This window comes from Actinomycetota bacterium (assembly GCA_030776725.1).
GTDB lineage: Bacteria > Actinomycetota > Nitriliruptoria > Nitriliruptorales > JAHWKO01 > JAHWKW01.
This window is the reverse complement of sequence record JALYHG010000168.1, coordinates 1-14222: the sequence shown is the minus strand read 5'-3', so window position 1 is coordinate 14222 and position 14222 is coordinate 1. Positions and strand designations below refer to the sequence as shown.

Genomic DNA, 14222 nt, shown 5'->3' with positions numbered 1-14222 from the left:
GTCCAGGCAGGCACGGTGATCGGCCGGGTCGGAACGAGTGGGAACGCCGCCGGCACGGACCCGCACCTGCACTTCGAGATGCACGACTCTCAGGGGCCGGTCAACCCCTACCCCGTGCTGCTGGCTGTGTGCGCCGGCTGATCAGGCAGCGGCCACGCGCCGTGCAGCAGCGGGCTATCCCTCAAGGGTCTCCTCCTCCATGAGGGCCTGCCCGCCGGGGGACAGGATGGCACCGGCCACACCAGCGACGGTGACCACCCCACCGACGACGTGCACCACGGTGACGGGTTCGCCGAGGAACCACCACGCCCAGGTGGCGGCGAGCACCGGGATCGCCAGGCGCATCACCGGCGGGATGTTCGCCGGGACCCACCGCAACGGCCAGGTGCTGACCACGTGCCCGACCGTGCCGGGGCCGGCCGCCACGATGGCGGCGAACAGCAGGTCACGGACGGTGGCGGCGCCCACCTCTTCCCCGGCGACCACCACGTAGGTGGAGACGGTGAACGCCGCCAGCGTGATGACGCCGAACAGGAACGGCACCACGTCGAGGTGCTCCCGGCTGCCCTTGGACGCCAGGAAGAAGATGGCGAAGACGACCACGTTCCCCACGGCCAGCGCCATCCCGGTGGGGCTGCCGTCCGGCCCGGTGGAAGCTGCCAGCACCACGGCCGCCGTGCCCGCCATCGCCACGAGCGACCACAGCCGGAACGACGGCCCGGGACGTTCCTGGAAGACGGGGACCGCCAGGATCCCGGTGACGATCGGCGCCAGGGTGTTGATCAGCGTCACGTCGACGACCGACGTGGCCTTGATGGCCGAGAAGAACAGCAGCTGGTGAGCACCGAACGCCAACCCCGCCCCCACCGACCAACGCCACGCCCGGATCCTCGGGCGCCGACCGGAGATGCGCATGTGCGCCAACGTGGTGACGCCGAGGACCACCACGCCGAACCACAGCCGCCAGAACGAGAACGCCGGACCCGACACCGACGAGGCCTGCACCAGCACGGGTCCGGTGCTGTACAACAGCACGCCGCAGGCGATCGGGACCAGGGGATGGCGCCGACCGAACCGTCGCAGCTGCTCCGCGCGGGCGGGCACCCGCTCAGTCGGCCAGCCGGGGCAGCACCTCCCCGGCGAAGCGGCGCATCGCGTCGACGGTGACGTCCGGGTGGAGGCCGAAGCGGAGCACGAACCCATCGGCGCCGGCTTCGAGCCGTTGCCGCAGCTGATCGGCCACGGCGGCGGGTGGACCCGCGACCGGCGCCCCGTCCCCGTCGAGCGCGACCGAGTAGCGCGGAACGATCGGTAGGTCGCCGAGCTCCTCACGACCGCGGCGCACCGTATCCGGGTCGGGGCTGGTGGGATGCCAGGCATCTCCGCGCGCAGCGGCGCGGCGGCGGGCTGCGGCCGAGTTCCCACCGATCCACACCGGTGGAGGCGGGTCAGGCAGCGGCGCGAAGCGGACGTCGTCGAAGGACCAGCGGCTGCCCGAGAAGCGTTCGGCACCGTTCCACAGGGCGCGGATCACGTCCAGCGCTTCGTCGGCGCGGTCGCCTCGATCGTCGAAGCGGTGGCCGAGGAAGGAGAACTCACGCTCGTACCACCCGACTCCGACGGCGAGCCGCACACGACCGCCCGATAGTTGCTGCAGGCTCGCGACCTCCTTGGCGACCTCGACCGGGTTGTGCAGCGGCAGGATCAGGATCGAGGTCCCAAGAGCGACGTCGGCGACCTGCCCCGCCACCCACCCCAGCGTCGTGAGCGGGTCGAAGACCTGGGTGTAGCGGTCGGGGACCTCGGGACCGACCAGGAGATGCTCGCTGGCCCAAACCGACCCGAAGCCGAGCTCGGCGGCGGCGCGCGCCACCGTCAGGACCCCCTCCGGCGACGCGTGCGCGCCGTAGGTCGGCAGGACGATCCCGATCTCGACCGCCACCCGGCTGCTCCGTCTCCCGGCGCGTGCAGTGTTTCGGTCCGCACGGTACGCCGGCGAACGCCCCGGACGCGCGAACGTCCCCTCCCGGCGGACGAGACGGCACGGGCGCAGCCGTACGCTGGCCGTGTGGTGGCCCGCGCGACCCTCCGGTTCTACGCCGACCTCCGTGACCTGGCGTTCGACGCCGACCGCAACGGCGAGGTCGATGTCCCCGTCGAACGTCCCCGTTCCGTCAAGGACGCGATCGAGTCCTGCGGCGTCCCGCACACCGAGGTCGATCTGGTCCTCGTGAACGGCGAGAGCGTCGGTTTCGCGCATCGCATCGCGGGAGGCGACCGCGTCAGCGTGTACCCGCCGTTCGCGTCGCTGGAGGTGGACGACGTGTCCCGGGTCCGCCCCGATGCTCTCGAGCCCCGCTTCGTGCTCGACGCTCACCTGGGTCGGCTGGCGCAGCGGCTCCGGCTGCTGGGGTTCGACGCGGCGTACCGCAACGACCTCGACGATCGGGCGCTGGCGTCGATCTCGGCCGAGGAGCGACGGTGGCTGCTGACGCGCGACCGTGGGTTGCTGATGCGCAACCGGGTCCGCCACGGCTACCTGATCCGCTCCACCGACCCGCGTCAGCAAGCCGTCGAGGTCGTGCGCCGTTTCCAGCTGGCGGGCAAGGTCACGCCGTTCAGTCGCTGCCTGGCCTGCAACGGCCTCCTCGAGCCCGTCCCCAAAGCGGAGGTCTCGGACCAGCTCCAACCAGGCACCCGCAAGGACCACGACACGTTCGTGCGTTGCGGCGACTGCGGACAGGTGTTCTGGGGCGGATCGCATCTGGACTCGCTCGAAGAGTTCATCCACGAGGCTCTGCAGGGCTGAGCGTGGACGGCTTCCAGACCTGGACCGCGAGGCCGCCTGACGCTGCCCCACCGGAACGTCGGCGGGTCACGGTCGCTGCCGTCCTTGTCGTGGCGGGACTGGCCGTGGCAGGCGGGGTCGCGGCGCGTGGCCTGTGGCCGCAGGCCCGCCAGTGGGCCAGTCAACCGACGGCCGGTGACGGTGCTGTGGCCGGCGACGACCGACCCAACGGCGACGACGGCAGCGACCGGCAAGGGTCGGTGTGGGTCTGCCCGGTGGTCGGGACGGTGTCGTTCGTCGACGACTTCGGGGTGAGGAAGCCCGACGGCCGCCGCCACCGTGGCATCGACCTGTACGCCTACCGCGGAACGGCGGTGGCGGCCAGCGTCCCCGGGCGCGTTGACCACGTCGAGGGTGGCCGCGGCGGGCTGCAGTACGTCCTGCACGGTGACGACGGCGTCCGGTACGTCGGGGCGCACCTGGGGCGACGCGGGGAGCATGGCCGGGTCGAAGCCGGAACGGTCGTGGGGTACGTCGGCACGAGCGGGAACGCTGTCGGGAGCCGCCCGCACCTGCACTTCGAGATGCTGACGCCCGAAGGAGCGATCAACCCGTTCGCGTGGCTCGATGAGCACTGCCGCTGATGGTGTGTGACCGTCGCGAGCCCGGACACTGACGAGGCGTCGACGCCGACCGGACGTAGCATCGCCCCGATCGGAACGAGGAGCGCGCGTGGCGGCGGTCGTCCAAGCGGAAGGGATCCGCCGGACCTTCGGCGCCACCGTCGCGCTCGATTCCGTCGACCTCGAGGTGCCGCAGGGAACGGTCGTGGCCCTGCTGGGTCCCAACGGTGCGGGCAAGACCACGTTCGTGCGGATCCTCGCGACGTTGCTGCTCCCCGACAGCGGACGCGCCCAGGTGTTCGGACACGACGTCGTGACCCAAGCCCCGGCCGTTCGCCGCCGCATCGCTCTGACCGGACAGTTCGCCGCGGTCGACGAGTTGCTGACCGGCCGCGAGAACCTGCGCATGTTCGCCCGCCTGTTCCACCTCGACCGGATGCAGGCATCTGCACGCGCCGACGCGCTCCTCGGACGCTTCGGACTCACTGACGCCGGGGATCGCCCGGTGCGGACGTACTCGGGTGGGATGCGTCGCCGGCTCGACCTGGCGTCGAGCCTGGTCACCCAGGCGCAGCTGCTGTTCCTCGACGAACCGACCACCGGCCTGGATCCGCGCAGTCGCCGCCAGATGTGGCAGGTGATCCGCGACCTGGTGGGCGACGGCGTCACGTTGCTGCTCACCACCCAGAACCTCGAGGAAGCGGACGAGCTCGCCGACCGCATCGTCGTCATGGACCGGGGACGCATCATCGCAGAGGGCACCGGCGACGAGCTGAAGGACCACGTCGGCGGACAGGTGGTCCTCGTCCGGCTGCAGCACCCATCCGACCGCGACCGTGCGGTGCGTGCGCTGGCCCCCGTCGGCTGTGAGCCGCGCCACGAACGGCGCGCCGACGTGCTGGTCCTGCCGGTGCACCACGACGGCGTCGGTCTCGTCGCGGACGTCGCCCGGGCCCTGCACGATGCGGACATCGCGGTGCTCGACCTTGCGCTGCGCCGCCCGACGCTTGACGACGTGTTCCTGGAACTGACCGGCCGTCGCGCCGTCGAGGAACCGACCGCCGCATGAGCACCGCGACGGACACGACGAGGATCCGCTCCGACCGGTCCGAACAGCTGCGTTGGGCGCTGCACGACAGCCTCGTGGTGGCCGCCCGCAACCTGCGCCACTTCGTCCGCCAACCCCGGCTGGTCGTGTTCTCCACGATCCAACCGGTGATGTTCGTGCTGCTGTTCGCCTACGTCTTCGGTGGAGCGATCGGCGGGGCGCTGCCGCCCGGCGTGTCGTACGTCGATTTCCTGCTGCCAGGGATCTTCGTGCAGTCGGCCGCGTTCCGCTCCACGCAGACCTCGGTCGGGCTCGCCGAGGACCTCGAGCGCGGTGTGATCGACAGGTTCCGGTCGATGCCGATGGCGCGGTCGGCGGTCCTGGCCGGGCGGACGCTCGCCGATCTGGTTCGCAGCCTGTTCGTCATCGTCTTGATGGTGGCGGTCGGGTACACGATCGGGTTCCGGTTCCAGGTCGGGGTTGCTGCGGCGCTGGGCGCGATCGGTGTCGTGGCGCTGTTCGGCTTCGCGGTCAGCTGGATCTTCGCCTGGCTTGCCCTGATCGTGCCAGGCGCCGAGGCGGCCCAGTCGGCCAGCTTCGTCGCGATCTTCCCGCTGGTGTTCGCGAGCTCCGTGTTCGTCCCGATCACGACCTTCCCCGGGTGGCTGCGAGCGTTCGCCAACGTCAGCCCGGTGACGTTCGCGGCGGACGCGGCGCGTGCCCTGTCCATCGGGGAGTCGTCGATCACCAGGCCGGTCACCAACGCCCTGCTGGGCACGGTCGCGTGGGCGGGACTGTTCCTGGCGGTCTTCGTGCCGCTGGCCGTCCGCCGTTACCGACGCTTGACCTGAGTCTGGATGCGACGTCGCCGAGGCGCCGGCGCGCGCACGCAGCGCAACACCGCCGGGCTACTCCAGGTCGCCGAGGTACGCCCGTTGCATCTGACGGTTGTTCAGCAGGCCCTCGGCGGTATCGGCCAGGACGATCTCGCCGGTCTGTAGCACGTACCCGCGGTCGGCGATCGACAACGCCATATTGGCGTTCTGTTCGACCATGAACACCGTCGTCCCGGCCTCGTTGATCCGCTCGATGATCTCGAAGTTCTGCGCCACGAGGACCGGCGCCAGGCCCATCGATGGCTCGTCCATCAGCAGGACCTTCGGCCGTGACATCAGCGCCCGTCCGACCGCCACCATCTGCTGCTCACCGCCCGACAGGGTCCCCGCACGCTGGTTCAGGCGCTGCTTGACGCGGGGGAACAGCGTCAACACGTTCTCGAGGTCTTCCTCGACCGCGTCACGGTCGCGGCGGAGGTAGCTGCCCATCTCGAGGTTCTCGCGGACGGTCATCCGCTTGAACAGCCGGCGGTTCTCGGGGACCATCGAGACGCCCTTGCGGACCAACTGCTGGGTGGGCAGGCCGTTGACCCGCTCACCGGCGAGGATCACGTCCCCCGCGGTGGGTTCCAGGTAGCCCAGCACCGTCTTCAACGTGGTGGTCTTCCCGCTGGCGTTCCCGCCGAGCAAGCAGACGATCTCCCCCTCGTGGATGACGAGCGTGACGTCGCGCAGCACCTGGATCACGCCGTAGTGCGCGTCGACGTGGCGCAGCTCGAGCACCGGACGTGGGCCACCCGAGGCGCTGCTGTCTCCCGGCACGCTCATCCTTGCTCCCCTGCCGAGCTGCCGGCGCTGTCGCCCGCGCGGTGATCGGATCCACGATCTGCGAGCGCCTTGGTGCCGAGGTAGGCCTCGATCACCCGTTCGTCGTTGGCGACCTCGTGGTAGGTGCCCTCGGTGATCTTCCGCCCGTGGTCGAGCACGACCACGCGATCCGACACCCCCCGCACCACCCGCATGTCATGCTCGATCAGACACACGGTGTAGCCGCGTTCGTCTCGGAGCTTCCCGATCAGGTCGGTCAGCTCGGCCGTCTCGCGTGGGTTCATCCCGGCGGTGGGTTCGTCGAGCAGGAGCATCCTGGCGCCGGTGCCCATCGCACGGGCGATCTCCAGCCGCCGACGGTTGGCGTACGACAGCACCATCGCTGGCTGGTCGTAGCGGTACCCGACGAGGCGGGTCCCGAAGAAACCGAGGATGCCCTCGGCGTTGCGACGGACCTCCTCCTCCTCCTGGCGGAAGCGGGGCGTGCGCAGGACCGCCGAGAAGATCCCCGACCGGGTGCGGCAGTGCTGGGCCACCATCACGTTCTCACGCACCGTCATGTTGGCGAACAACCGGACGTTCTGGAACGTGCGAGCGACGCCCAAGCGCGTGATCTCGTTGGGCCGGAGGCCGACCAGGCTGTGATCGTCGAAGACGATGTCTCCGGCATCGGGTCGGATCATCCCGCTCACCAGGTTGAACAGCGTCGTCTTCCCGGCGCCGTTCGGCCCGATCACGCTGACGATCTCCCCCTCGTCGACGTGGAAGCTCAAGCCGTCGATCGCCTTCAGCCCGCCGAAGGCCTTGGTCAGCTCCACCGTCTCCAGCAGCGCCATCAGGTCAACCCGGCGTCGGGGCTTCGCTCCGGGGATGCAGGCGCCTCGCGCCCCTCGTGCTCCTGCTGGCGACTGATCCACGCGTCCTGCATCAGCTCGTCCTGATGGAGCTCACGCGCTCTGCGCTTGCTGGGGATCAGACCCTCGGGGCGGTTCACCATCATGAAGATCAGCAACGCCCCGTACAGCAGGAACTGGTACGCCTCGAACTCGCGCAGGAGCTGCGGGGCGCCGACCAGGACCAGCGCGCCCACCGCGACGCCGGGCAGGCTGCCCATGCCACCGACGATGATGATCACCAGGACGATGATCGACACCACGATGTTGAAGCTGTTCGGGAACACCGACCCGATCTTGGACGCGAACAGCGCACCACCGAAGCTGGCCAGCACCGCCCCGACGATGAACGCCGACAGCTTGGCGGACGCGATGTTGATCCCGAGGACCTCGGCGACCGATTCGTCCTCACGCATCGCCATCCAGGCACGACCGATGCGTGACTCACGCAGGGCCCACGACACGTACGCAGCGATGATCGCGAAGAACGCGATCGCGTAGAAGAACTGCGGCGGTGTGCGCAGCACGATCGGCCCCACGGACACCGGCGGGACGCGTGTGATGCCCTGCGCGCCCCCGAAGACGGGCTTGAGCCAGTCCGACAGGAACAGGATCCGCGCGATCTCCCCGAACCCCAAGGTGACGATCGCGAGGTAGTCGCCCCGCATGCGCAACACCGGCGTGCCCACGATGATCCCCGCCATCGCCGCCGCCAGGACGACGGACGGCAACGCCAGCCAGATGGTCAGCTCGGGACTCCACCGTGGCGACCCGGGGGAGGTCAGGACCGCGGCGGTGTACGCACCCACCGCGAAGAACGCGACGTACCCAAGGTCGAGCAGGCCGGCGTACCCCACGACGATGTTCAGGCCGAGCGCCATCAACAGGTAGATCCCCACCAGGTCGAGGATCTCGCTGAGGAACGGCCCCAGCACCTGCGGCAGCAGTCCCACCACCACGACACCGACGGCGAGCGCCACCGCACCGTAGGTCCGCCGCTGGCGCGCCGGCATCGCCTCGAACCGCTCCCGGACGGTGGTGCGTCGCGTCTCGATCACGGCGTAGAAGGCGAAGAAGCTGACTGCGACGATGGCGGCGCCCCAACCGGACAGGCCGCCGCCGCGCGCGTACAGCATGTCGGCCACCGCCCCCAGGCCGGTCCCGCGCAGCAGCGGCCCGATCAGGTCCCGGAGCAGCCCGAACGTGACCACCCACAGCAGCGTCGCCAGCAGCGGCCGCCGCCACCGCTGTGGGATGACGTGGACCGCACCGCCAGCGGCCCCCGCGACCGCCGAACCGGCCAGGAGCAGGGCCGCCCCGCCCGTCACGCCCCGGCCGAACGTGAGCTGGTCGACCATCTGCGGGCTCAAGTTGATGAACATACGCCTCAGGTCGAGCGCGTCGACCACGGCCAGGAACGCCGTCAGGACGAGCGCCGTCGCCACCCCGGTCACCAGCCCCGCCAGGACGTTGCGTGGGCCCCGGCGTGCTGGCGCGTACCCCTCGAGCTGTGGGGGCGGTTTCCCGGCCACGTAGCCGTACGTCAGCGGCACAAGGACCATCAGCAGGTAGCCGAGCGTCACCACGCCGGCGATCCTGCGGCCGGCGAAGCTGGCCACCATGCCGACCGCCGGGACGTAGACCGCGGTTACCCCCGAGATCAGGCCCCACCGCACCGCGCGCCGCAGGTCGATGTCGCGGCGCTGCTGCTCGCGCTCGACGGCAGGACCGGCTTCCCGGGCGGGGGTGCGCAGGGTCCGCGCCATCTACGCCCGCTCCTCCGCCAACCGCTCGCCCAGGACACCGCTGGGACGGAAGATCAGCACCATGACCAACGCGGTGAACGCCACCACGTCCTTGAGCTGGTGGGCCGAGGGGATCCCCAGGCCGGTCAGGACCATGCTGGGGCCCAACGCCTCGAAGACCCCCAACAGCAGCCCACCGATCATGGCGCCCACGATGTTGCCGATCCCTCCCAGGACCGCGGCGGTGAACGCCTTGATGCCGGGGAGGAACCCCGTGAAGAAGAACACCGACCGGAACACCAGCGCCCACAGCAGGCCGGCCGCACCCGCCATGGCGCCGCCTACCGCGAACGTGGTGACGATGGTGCGGTCGACGTCGACCCCCATCAGCGCGGCGATCTCCTTGTCCTCGGCCACCGCCCGCATCGCCCGCCCCGTCTTGGTGCGCTCCACGAACTGGTACAGACCGAGCATCATCGCGAACGCCGCCACGATCGTCAGCGCCTGGGTCTTGACCACTCCGACGCCGAGGAGGCTGACCTGGCCCTGGAGGACGTCGACCGACGGGTAGGTCTTGATCCCCGGCCCGAACAACCCCCGGAACGTGTACTGCAGGAAGAACGACGCGCCGATCGACGTGATCAGCGGGATCAGGCGGGGCGCGCCCCGCAGCGGCCGGTAGGCCACCCGCTCGAGGAGCACCGCCACGAAGGTCGACACCGCCATCGACACCGCCAGGACGATCAGGAGCGACAGCACCGGCTGGCTGTTCCACACACCGTGGCGCGCGAGCGCGTCCGCGGCGACGAAGCCGACCATCGCCCCGCTCATGAAGACCTCGCCGTGCGCGAAGTTGATGAACCCGAGCACGCCGTAGACCATCGTGTAGCCCAAAGCGATCAGCGCGTAGACCGACCCCTGAGCGATCCCGGCCAGCACCAGACCGCGCCACTGGACGACGGTGAGCCGCCCGCCGGTCAGACTGAAGTACGCGCCCCAGATCACCACGATCACCGCGGCGATCCGCACCAGCCAAAGGACGACGGTGACGAAGTCGATACGGCGCGCCGACCAACGCGATGGGCGGTTCAGCACGGTGGACACGGACGGGAGGTTAGTGGGACCGGGCCGGCCGCCGCGTCGGAGGCCGGCCCGGACCCGTGCGTCTACCGCCGCTCGGGGACGGTGGCCTTCACCTCCGGCGAGGACGTGAACACCACGTTGCTGATCGTCCCGAAGATGCCCACCGACGGGTCGGTGTTGTGGTACACGCCGATGCGCGGCGAGGCGCAGTCACCGAAGACGTTGCAGGTGATCCGCCCGGTGAGCCCGTCGTAGTCCCTGGTGGCGTACAGCGCGTCGCGGAGCGCCTGCTTGTCGATCGTCAGTGTGTCGCCGTCCTGCTCGGCGACCTCCTCGATCTTGTCGAGCAGGAGGTTGGTGGCGTCGTAGGCGTGGGCGTGGAAGGACTGGATCGGCTTCTCGCCGAACTCGCTCTCGTACATCTCGACGAAGTCGTCGTACTGGCCGGACTCGCTCCGGGCCGGGCCCGAGAAGTACATCCCTTCGCTCTCCTTGATGGTGACGAACGTGTCGGACAGCAACGCATCCGCGCCCATGAACGTCACGTCATCGAGTTCCGGGTACTCCGTCGCCTGCTGGACGATGAAGTCCGCTTCCGGCTGGAAGATCGGGAAGAAGAAGATGTCGGGCTTCTCGGCGACGACCTCGGTGAGCACCGGTCGCATGTCCGTGTCGCCCTTGTTGATCGCGGTGGCTAGCACCACCTCACCGCCGAACTCCTGGAAGAACCGGCCGAACTCGGTCGCCAGCCCCTCGGTGTAGGGGTCGCCGTCGTGGACGGTCGCCGCCGTCCTGGCGCCCAGCTCCTCGTATGCGAACTGCGCCGCGCCGTGGCCCTGGAACTCGTCGTTGTGGGACGTGCGGTAGTACCCCTCCGAGAAGTTCTCCGCCTGCTCGAGCGTCCCCTCCTCCAGGTAGCCCCTCGCGGTCAGCGACGGAGAGGTGTTCGAGCCGGAGATCAGCACGCCGCCCGCCTGGGAGATGATCTGGGAGGCGGGGACCGCTGCGTCCGAGCAGCTCGTCCCGATCGTCCCGATGATCTGGGGATCCGAGACGATCTTCTGGGCGCCGGTCTGACCGCCCTCGTTCGAGCAGGCCTCGTCCTCGACCTGGAGCTCGATCGCGTGGCCCAGCAGCCGGCCCTCCCGCCGATCGATCGCGATCTTGGAGGCACGGACCTGGTCCTCACCGAGGTTGGCGTTGTCACCCGAGATCGCCTGGAGCGTCGCGATCTTGACCGGCTCGCCGGCCCGGATCGTGATCGTGCCCAGGCCGGCCCCCTGGTCCGTCGGGGTGGTCGTGGTGGTCGGGGTGGTCTGGACCTCGCCGTCCCCGCCACCGCACGCGACCGCCAACAGCATCATCGCCAAGGCGAGCCCCAACCAGCCCGACGCCTTCCGGTCCCGCATGTCGTCGCCTCCTCCGAGGGTCACGGTGGTCACGACAGACCGCCGGACGATCGATACTACAACGGTCGGAGCGCGCCCGGAAGTACCGCCGCACGGCGGGGGTGCGGCTGCGTGCAGCGGCACCCCGGTGCTGGCGACCATTCACCGCCCCGAGTCGGGTGACGGCGCGGACGTCGAGCGAATAGCGTCGGTGACGACGACAACGCGAGGAGACGGGAACCCCATGGCGGAGCTGATGCGAGCGGTCGTGGCCCAGCAGACGGGCGACGCGGAGGTCCTGGCCGTCGACGAGGTCTCGAAGCCCACCCCCGGACCCGGTGAGGTGCTGATCCGGAACCACGCGGCCGGGATCAACCCGGTGGACTGGAAGACCCGGCGGGGCGGTGGTGTGGCCGAGCAGGTCGGCGAGCCGCCGTGGATCCTCGGGTGGGACGTCGCCGGTGTCGTCGAGGCGGTCGGGCCGGACGTGGCGGAGTTCGCGACCGGCGACGCCGTGTTCGGGATGGTCCGCTTCCCTCAACTCGGCCGGGCGTACGCCGAGCACGTCGCCGCCCCCGCCGAGCACCTCGCCTCCAAACCCGCCAGCATCAGCGCCGTCGAAGCCGGGGCGCTCCCGCTGGTCGCACTGACCGCGTGGCAGGCGCTGTTCGATCACGCTGGACTGCAACCGGGCGCGACGGTGCTGATCCACGCCGCTGCCGGGGGCGTCGGCCACGTCGCCGTCCAGCTGGCCAAGTGGAAGGACGCGCGGGTGATCGGGACCTCGTCGCGCCACGCTGACTTCCTGCGGTCCCTGGGGGTCGATGAGGTGATCGACTACACGAGCACGGACTTCGCCGAAGCCGTCGACGACGTCGACGTGGTGATCGACCCGATCGGAGGCGACACCCTGGTCCGTTCGCTCGATGTGCTCGTGCCCGAAGGGGTGCTGGTGCGGTTGTCCAGCCTGAGTGACGAGGAACGGCAACTGGCCGATGAGCGGGGCGTGCGGGCCACCGGCATGCTGGTCGAACCGGACGGCGAGCAGCTGGCCACGATCGCCGCGCTCCTCGACGAGGGCGTGCTCGAACCGCGCGTGCAGGGCACCTACCGCCTGGATGAAGCCGCCGACGCGCACCGGGTCAGCGAGGACGGCCACGTGTGCGGGAAGCTGGTCCTGCACGTCCCCGGGTCGCAGCGCTAGGCGGTACCCGACGACCGCGGCTCACCTCACCGCGGCGTGCAGGTCGCGGGGACGTCGCGCGTCACCGGCATACTCCTCCCCCTGGCGGGAGGGCACCGTGCTGCACATCCACCGCGCCGAACGTGCGGACCGGCTGGTCGACGCTCTGGCCGGCGTGATCGCCACGTCGTTGCCGGACCCGATGACGCCGGAGGTCGTGGCGGTCCCATCGCGCGGGATCGAACGGTGGCTGGCGCAGGAGCTGTCGACCCGGCTGGGAACCACGGTGGGGCGGCGCGACGGTGTCTGCGCCAACGTCGCGTTCCCGTTCCCCAGCCGTGTGATGGGCCAGGCACTTGCCGCCGCCGGGGATCTGCGCCCCGACGAGGACCCGTGGTCTCCCAACCGGCTGGTGTGGCCCCTGCTCGAGACGGTCGACGTCCACCTGCACGACGCCTGGCTCACCCCGATCCGCGCCCACCTGAGTGCGGCGACCGGCGATGACGCCAGCCCGGCGCCGGCGCGCCGGTACACGGCGGTCCGTCACGTCGCCGACCTGTACGACCGCTACGGCGTGCACCGCCCGGAGATGGTCCGCGCCTGGGCGTCCGGACGTGACGTGGACGACTGCAACGCGGCGCTGGATGCAGCCGCCCGCTGGCAGCCGCGGCTGTGGCGCTGCGTCCGTGAACGGCTCGGTGTGCCCAGTCCCGCGGAGCGGCTCGACGACGCCGTCCGCCAGCTCCGCGACGGCCTGGACGTCCCCGACCTCCCGCCGCGGCTGTCGCTGTTCGGGCTCACCGCGCTCCCGGCGAGCTACGCCGCGCTCCTGGGTTCCCTGGCCGCGACCCGCGACGTCCACCTGTTCCTCCTGCACCCCTCCCCGGTCCTGTGGAGCCGGGTCGCGGCCGACGTCGCCCAGGCGCCGCCCGGCGCCCGCCGCCGTGTCGATGACCCCACCCGCGACCTGCCCGGCAACCCGTTGCTGGCGTCCTGGGGGCGCGACGCCCGTGAGCTGCAGCTGGTCGTCACCGGGGCGGCTGGAGCGCACACCGACGACCACCACGCCGTCGACGATCGGCCTGCCAGCCTCCTGGCGCGCATCCAGGCCGAGGTCCGTGCCGACCGGCTGCCGCCCGGAGCGCCGGCCACCGGCCACGACGACCTCCGTCCGGTCCACGACCCCCGCGACCGCTCCGTCCAGGTGCACGCCTGCCACGGCCGCACCCGCCAGGTCGAGGTGCTCCGCGACGCGATCCTCCACCTGCTGGCCGACGACCCGACGCTGGAACCGCGCGACATCATCGTCGCGTGCCCCGATATCGAGACCTTCGCTCCGATCGTGCACGCGGTGTTCGGAGCGCGGGCCGTGACCGACACCGGCCCCGCCGGCGACCTGCCCGACCTGAGGGTGCGTCTGGCCGACCGCTCGATCCGCCAGAGCAACCCGGTGATGCGTGTCGTCGCCGAGCTGCTGGAGGTGGCCCAAGGGCGGCTCACGGCCTCACAGGTGCTGGACCTGGCGTCCCGCGAGCCGGTCCGTCGCCGCTTGGGCTTCGACGACGGCGATCTGCAGCAGCTCGAGACGTGGGTCGCGGATGCGCGCATCCGTTGGGGGCTCGACGGCGACCACCGGGCCAGCTTCGGCCTGCACGACGTGACGGCGAACACGTGGCGGGCCGGTCTCGACCGCCTCCTGCTGGGTGTCACCATGGCCGACGAGGACCAGCGGCTGGTGGGCGCCACCGTCCCGCTCGACGACGTCGAGGCATCCCAGGTCGACCTCGCCGGCCGGTTCGCCGAGTTC

Annotated in this window: 14 protein-coding genes; 7 read left to right on the top strand and 7 right to left on the bottom strand. The window is 70.7% G+C overall.

What is annotated here, in order from left to right:
- Nucleotides 1-15 precede the first annotated feature (15 nt).
- The gene (locus tag M3N57_07885) at nucleotides 16-141 is read left to right on the top strand and encodes a M23 family metallopeptidase (GenBank protein ID MDP9022603.1); all 126 of its coding nucleotides are present in this window, start codon (nucleotides 16-18) and stop codon (nucleotides 139-141) included.
- Between the two features lie 33 nt (nucleotides 142-174).
- On the opposite strand, the gene M3N57_07880 is transcribed toward M3N57_07885, so the two are convergent.
- Complete coding sequence (locus tag M3N57_07880) at nucleotides 175-1104, bottom strand: DMT family transporter (GenBank protein ID MDP9022602.1); 930 nt, start codon at nucleotides 1102-1104, stop codon at nucleotides 175-177.
- 4 nt (nucleotides 1105-1108) lie between these two features.
- Nucleotides 1109-1942: a TIGR03619 family F420-dependent LLM class oxidoreductase gene (locus M3N57_07875; GenBank protein ID MDP9022601.1), complete on the bottom strand. Its 834-nt coding sequence runs from the start codon at nucleotides 1940-1942 to the stop codon at nucleotides 1109-1111.
- Between the two features lie 129 nt (nucleotides 1943-2071).
- Here M3N57_07875 and M3N57_07870 point away from each other — a divergent pair, with 129 nt between their 5' ends.
- The 4 genes from M3N57_07870 to M3N57_07855 all read left to right on the top strand — a co-directional run bounded on the left by M3N57_07870 (nucleotide 2072) and on the right by M3N57_07855 (nucleotide 5310).
- On the top strand, nucleotides 2072-2809 hold the full coding sequence (locus M3N57_07870) for a Mut7-C ubiquitin/RNAse domain-containing protein (protein MDP9022600.1): 738 nt from the start codon (nucleotides 2072-2074) through the stop codon (nucleotides 2807-2809).
- Nucleotides 2810-2898: 89 nt separating this feature from the next.
- Nucleotides 2899-3432, top strand: a complete 534-nt coding sequence (locus M3N57_07865; protein MDP9022599.1) for a M23 family metallopeptidase — start codon at nucleotides 2899-2901, stop codon at nucleotides 3430-3432.
- An 88-nt stretch (nucleotides 3433-3520) separates the two neighbouring features.
- Nucleotides 3521-4480 carry an ATP-binding cassette domain-containing protein gene (locus tag M3N57_07860; GenBank protein MDP9022598.1) on the top strand — a complete coding sequence of 320 codons (960 nt, stop codon included), beginning with the start codon at nucleotides 3521-3523 and terminating at the stop codon, nucleotides 4478-4480.
- Complete coding sequence (locus M3N57_07855; protein MDP9022597.1) at nucleotides 4477-5310, top strand: ABC transporter permease; 834 nt, start codon at nucleotides 4477-4479, stop codon at nucleotides 5308-5310. The genes M3N57_07860 and M3N57_07855 overlap by 4 nt, the downstream gene beginning before the upstream one ends.
- A 57-nt stretch (nucleotides 5311-5367) precedes the next feature.
- On the opposite strand, the gene M3N57_07850 is transcribed toward M3N57_07855, so the two are convergent.
- From M3N57_07850 to M3N57_07830, 5 genes are all read right to left on the bottom strand, one after another.
- The gene (locus tag M3N57_07850; GenBank protein MDP9022596.1) at nucleotides 5368-6123 is read right to left on the bottom strand and encodes an ABC transporter ATP-binding protein; all 756 of its coding nucleotides are present in this window, start codon (nucleotides 6121-6123) and stop codon (nucleotides 5368-5370) included.
- Nucleotides 6120-6959 carry an ABC transporter ATP-binding protein gene (locus tag M3N57_07845; GenBank protein ID MDP9022595.1) on the bottom strand — a complete coding sequence of 280 codons (840 nt, stop codon included), beginning with the start codon at nucleotides 6957-6959 and terminating at the stop codon, nucleotides 6120-6122. Before M3N57_07845 ends, M3N57_07850 begins: the two co-directional genes overlap by 4 nt.
- Complete coding sequence (locus M3N57_07840) at nucleotides 6959-8782, bottom strand: branched-chain amino acid ABC transporter permease (GenBank protein ID MDP9022594.1); 1824 nt, start codon at nucleotides 8780-8782, stop codon at nucleotides 6959-6961. Before M3N57_07840 ends, M3N57_07845 begins: the two co-directional genes overlap by 1 nt.
- Nucleotides 8783-9856, bottom strand: coding sequence for a branched-chain amino acid ABC transporter permease (locus tag M3N57_07835; GenBank protein MDP9022593.1), 1074 nt, complete (start codon nucleotides 9854-9856; stop codon nucleotides 8783-8785). It abuts the gene before it with no gap.
- 71 nt (nucleotides 9857-9927) lie between these two features.
- Nucleotides 9928-11253 (bottom strand): branched-chain amino acid ABC transporter substrate-binding protein, encoded by a 1326-nt coding sequence (locus M3N57_07830; protein MDP9022592.1) that lies wholly within the window; start codon nucleotides 11251-11253, stop codon nucleotides 9928-9930.
- Between the two features lie 223 nt (nucleotides 11254-11476).
- Here M3N57_07830 and M3N57_07825 point away from each other — a divergent pair, with 223 nt between their 5' ends.
- Both M3N57_07825 and M3N57_07820 read left to right on the top strand, forming a co-directional pair.
- A complete protein-coding gene (locus M3N57_07825; protein MDP9022591.1) occupies nucleotides 11477-12436 on the top strand; it encodes an NADP-dependent oxidoreductase in 960 nt (319 codons plus the stop codon).
- A gap of 97 nt (nucleotides 12437-12533) precedes the next feature.
- Nucleotides 12534-14222, top strand: a 1689-nt coding sequence (locus M3N57_07820; protein ID MDP9022590.1) for an exodeoxyribonuclease V subunit gamma, incomplete at its 3' end; no start/stop codon positions are given.

Excerpts from the sequence above, each read along its gene's own strand:
- M3N57_07840 (MDP9022594.1), bottom strand. The coding sequence starts at position 8,782 with ATGGCGCGGACCCTGCGCACCCCCGCCCGGGAAGCCGGTCCTGCCGTC.
- M3N57_07830 (MDP9022592.1), bottom strand. The coding sequence starts at position 11,253 with ATGCGGGACCGGAAGGCGTCGGGCTGGTTGGGGCTCGCCTTGGCGATG.
- M3N57_07855 (MDP9022597.1), top strand. The coding sequence starts at position 4,477 with ATGAGCACCGCGACGGACACGACGAGGATCCGCTCCGACCGGTCCGAA.
- M3N57_07845 (MDP9022595.1), bottom strand. The coding sequence starts at position 6,959 with ATGGCGCTGCTGGAGACGGTGGAGCTGACCAAGGCCTTCGGCGGGCTG.
- M3N57_07850 (MDP9022596.1), bottom strand. The coding sequence starts at position 6,123 with ATGAGCGTGCCGGGAGACAGCAGCGCCTCGGGTGGCCCACGTCCGGTG.
- M3N57_07825 (MDP9022591.1), top strand. The coding sequence starts at position 11,477 with ATGGCGGAGCTGATGCGAGCGGTCGTGGCCCAGCAGACGGGCGACGCG.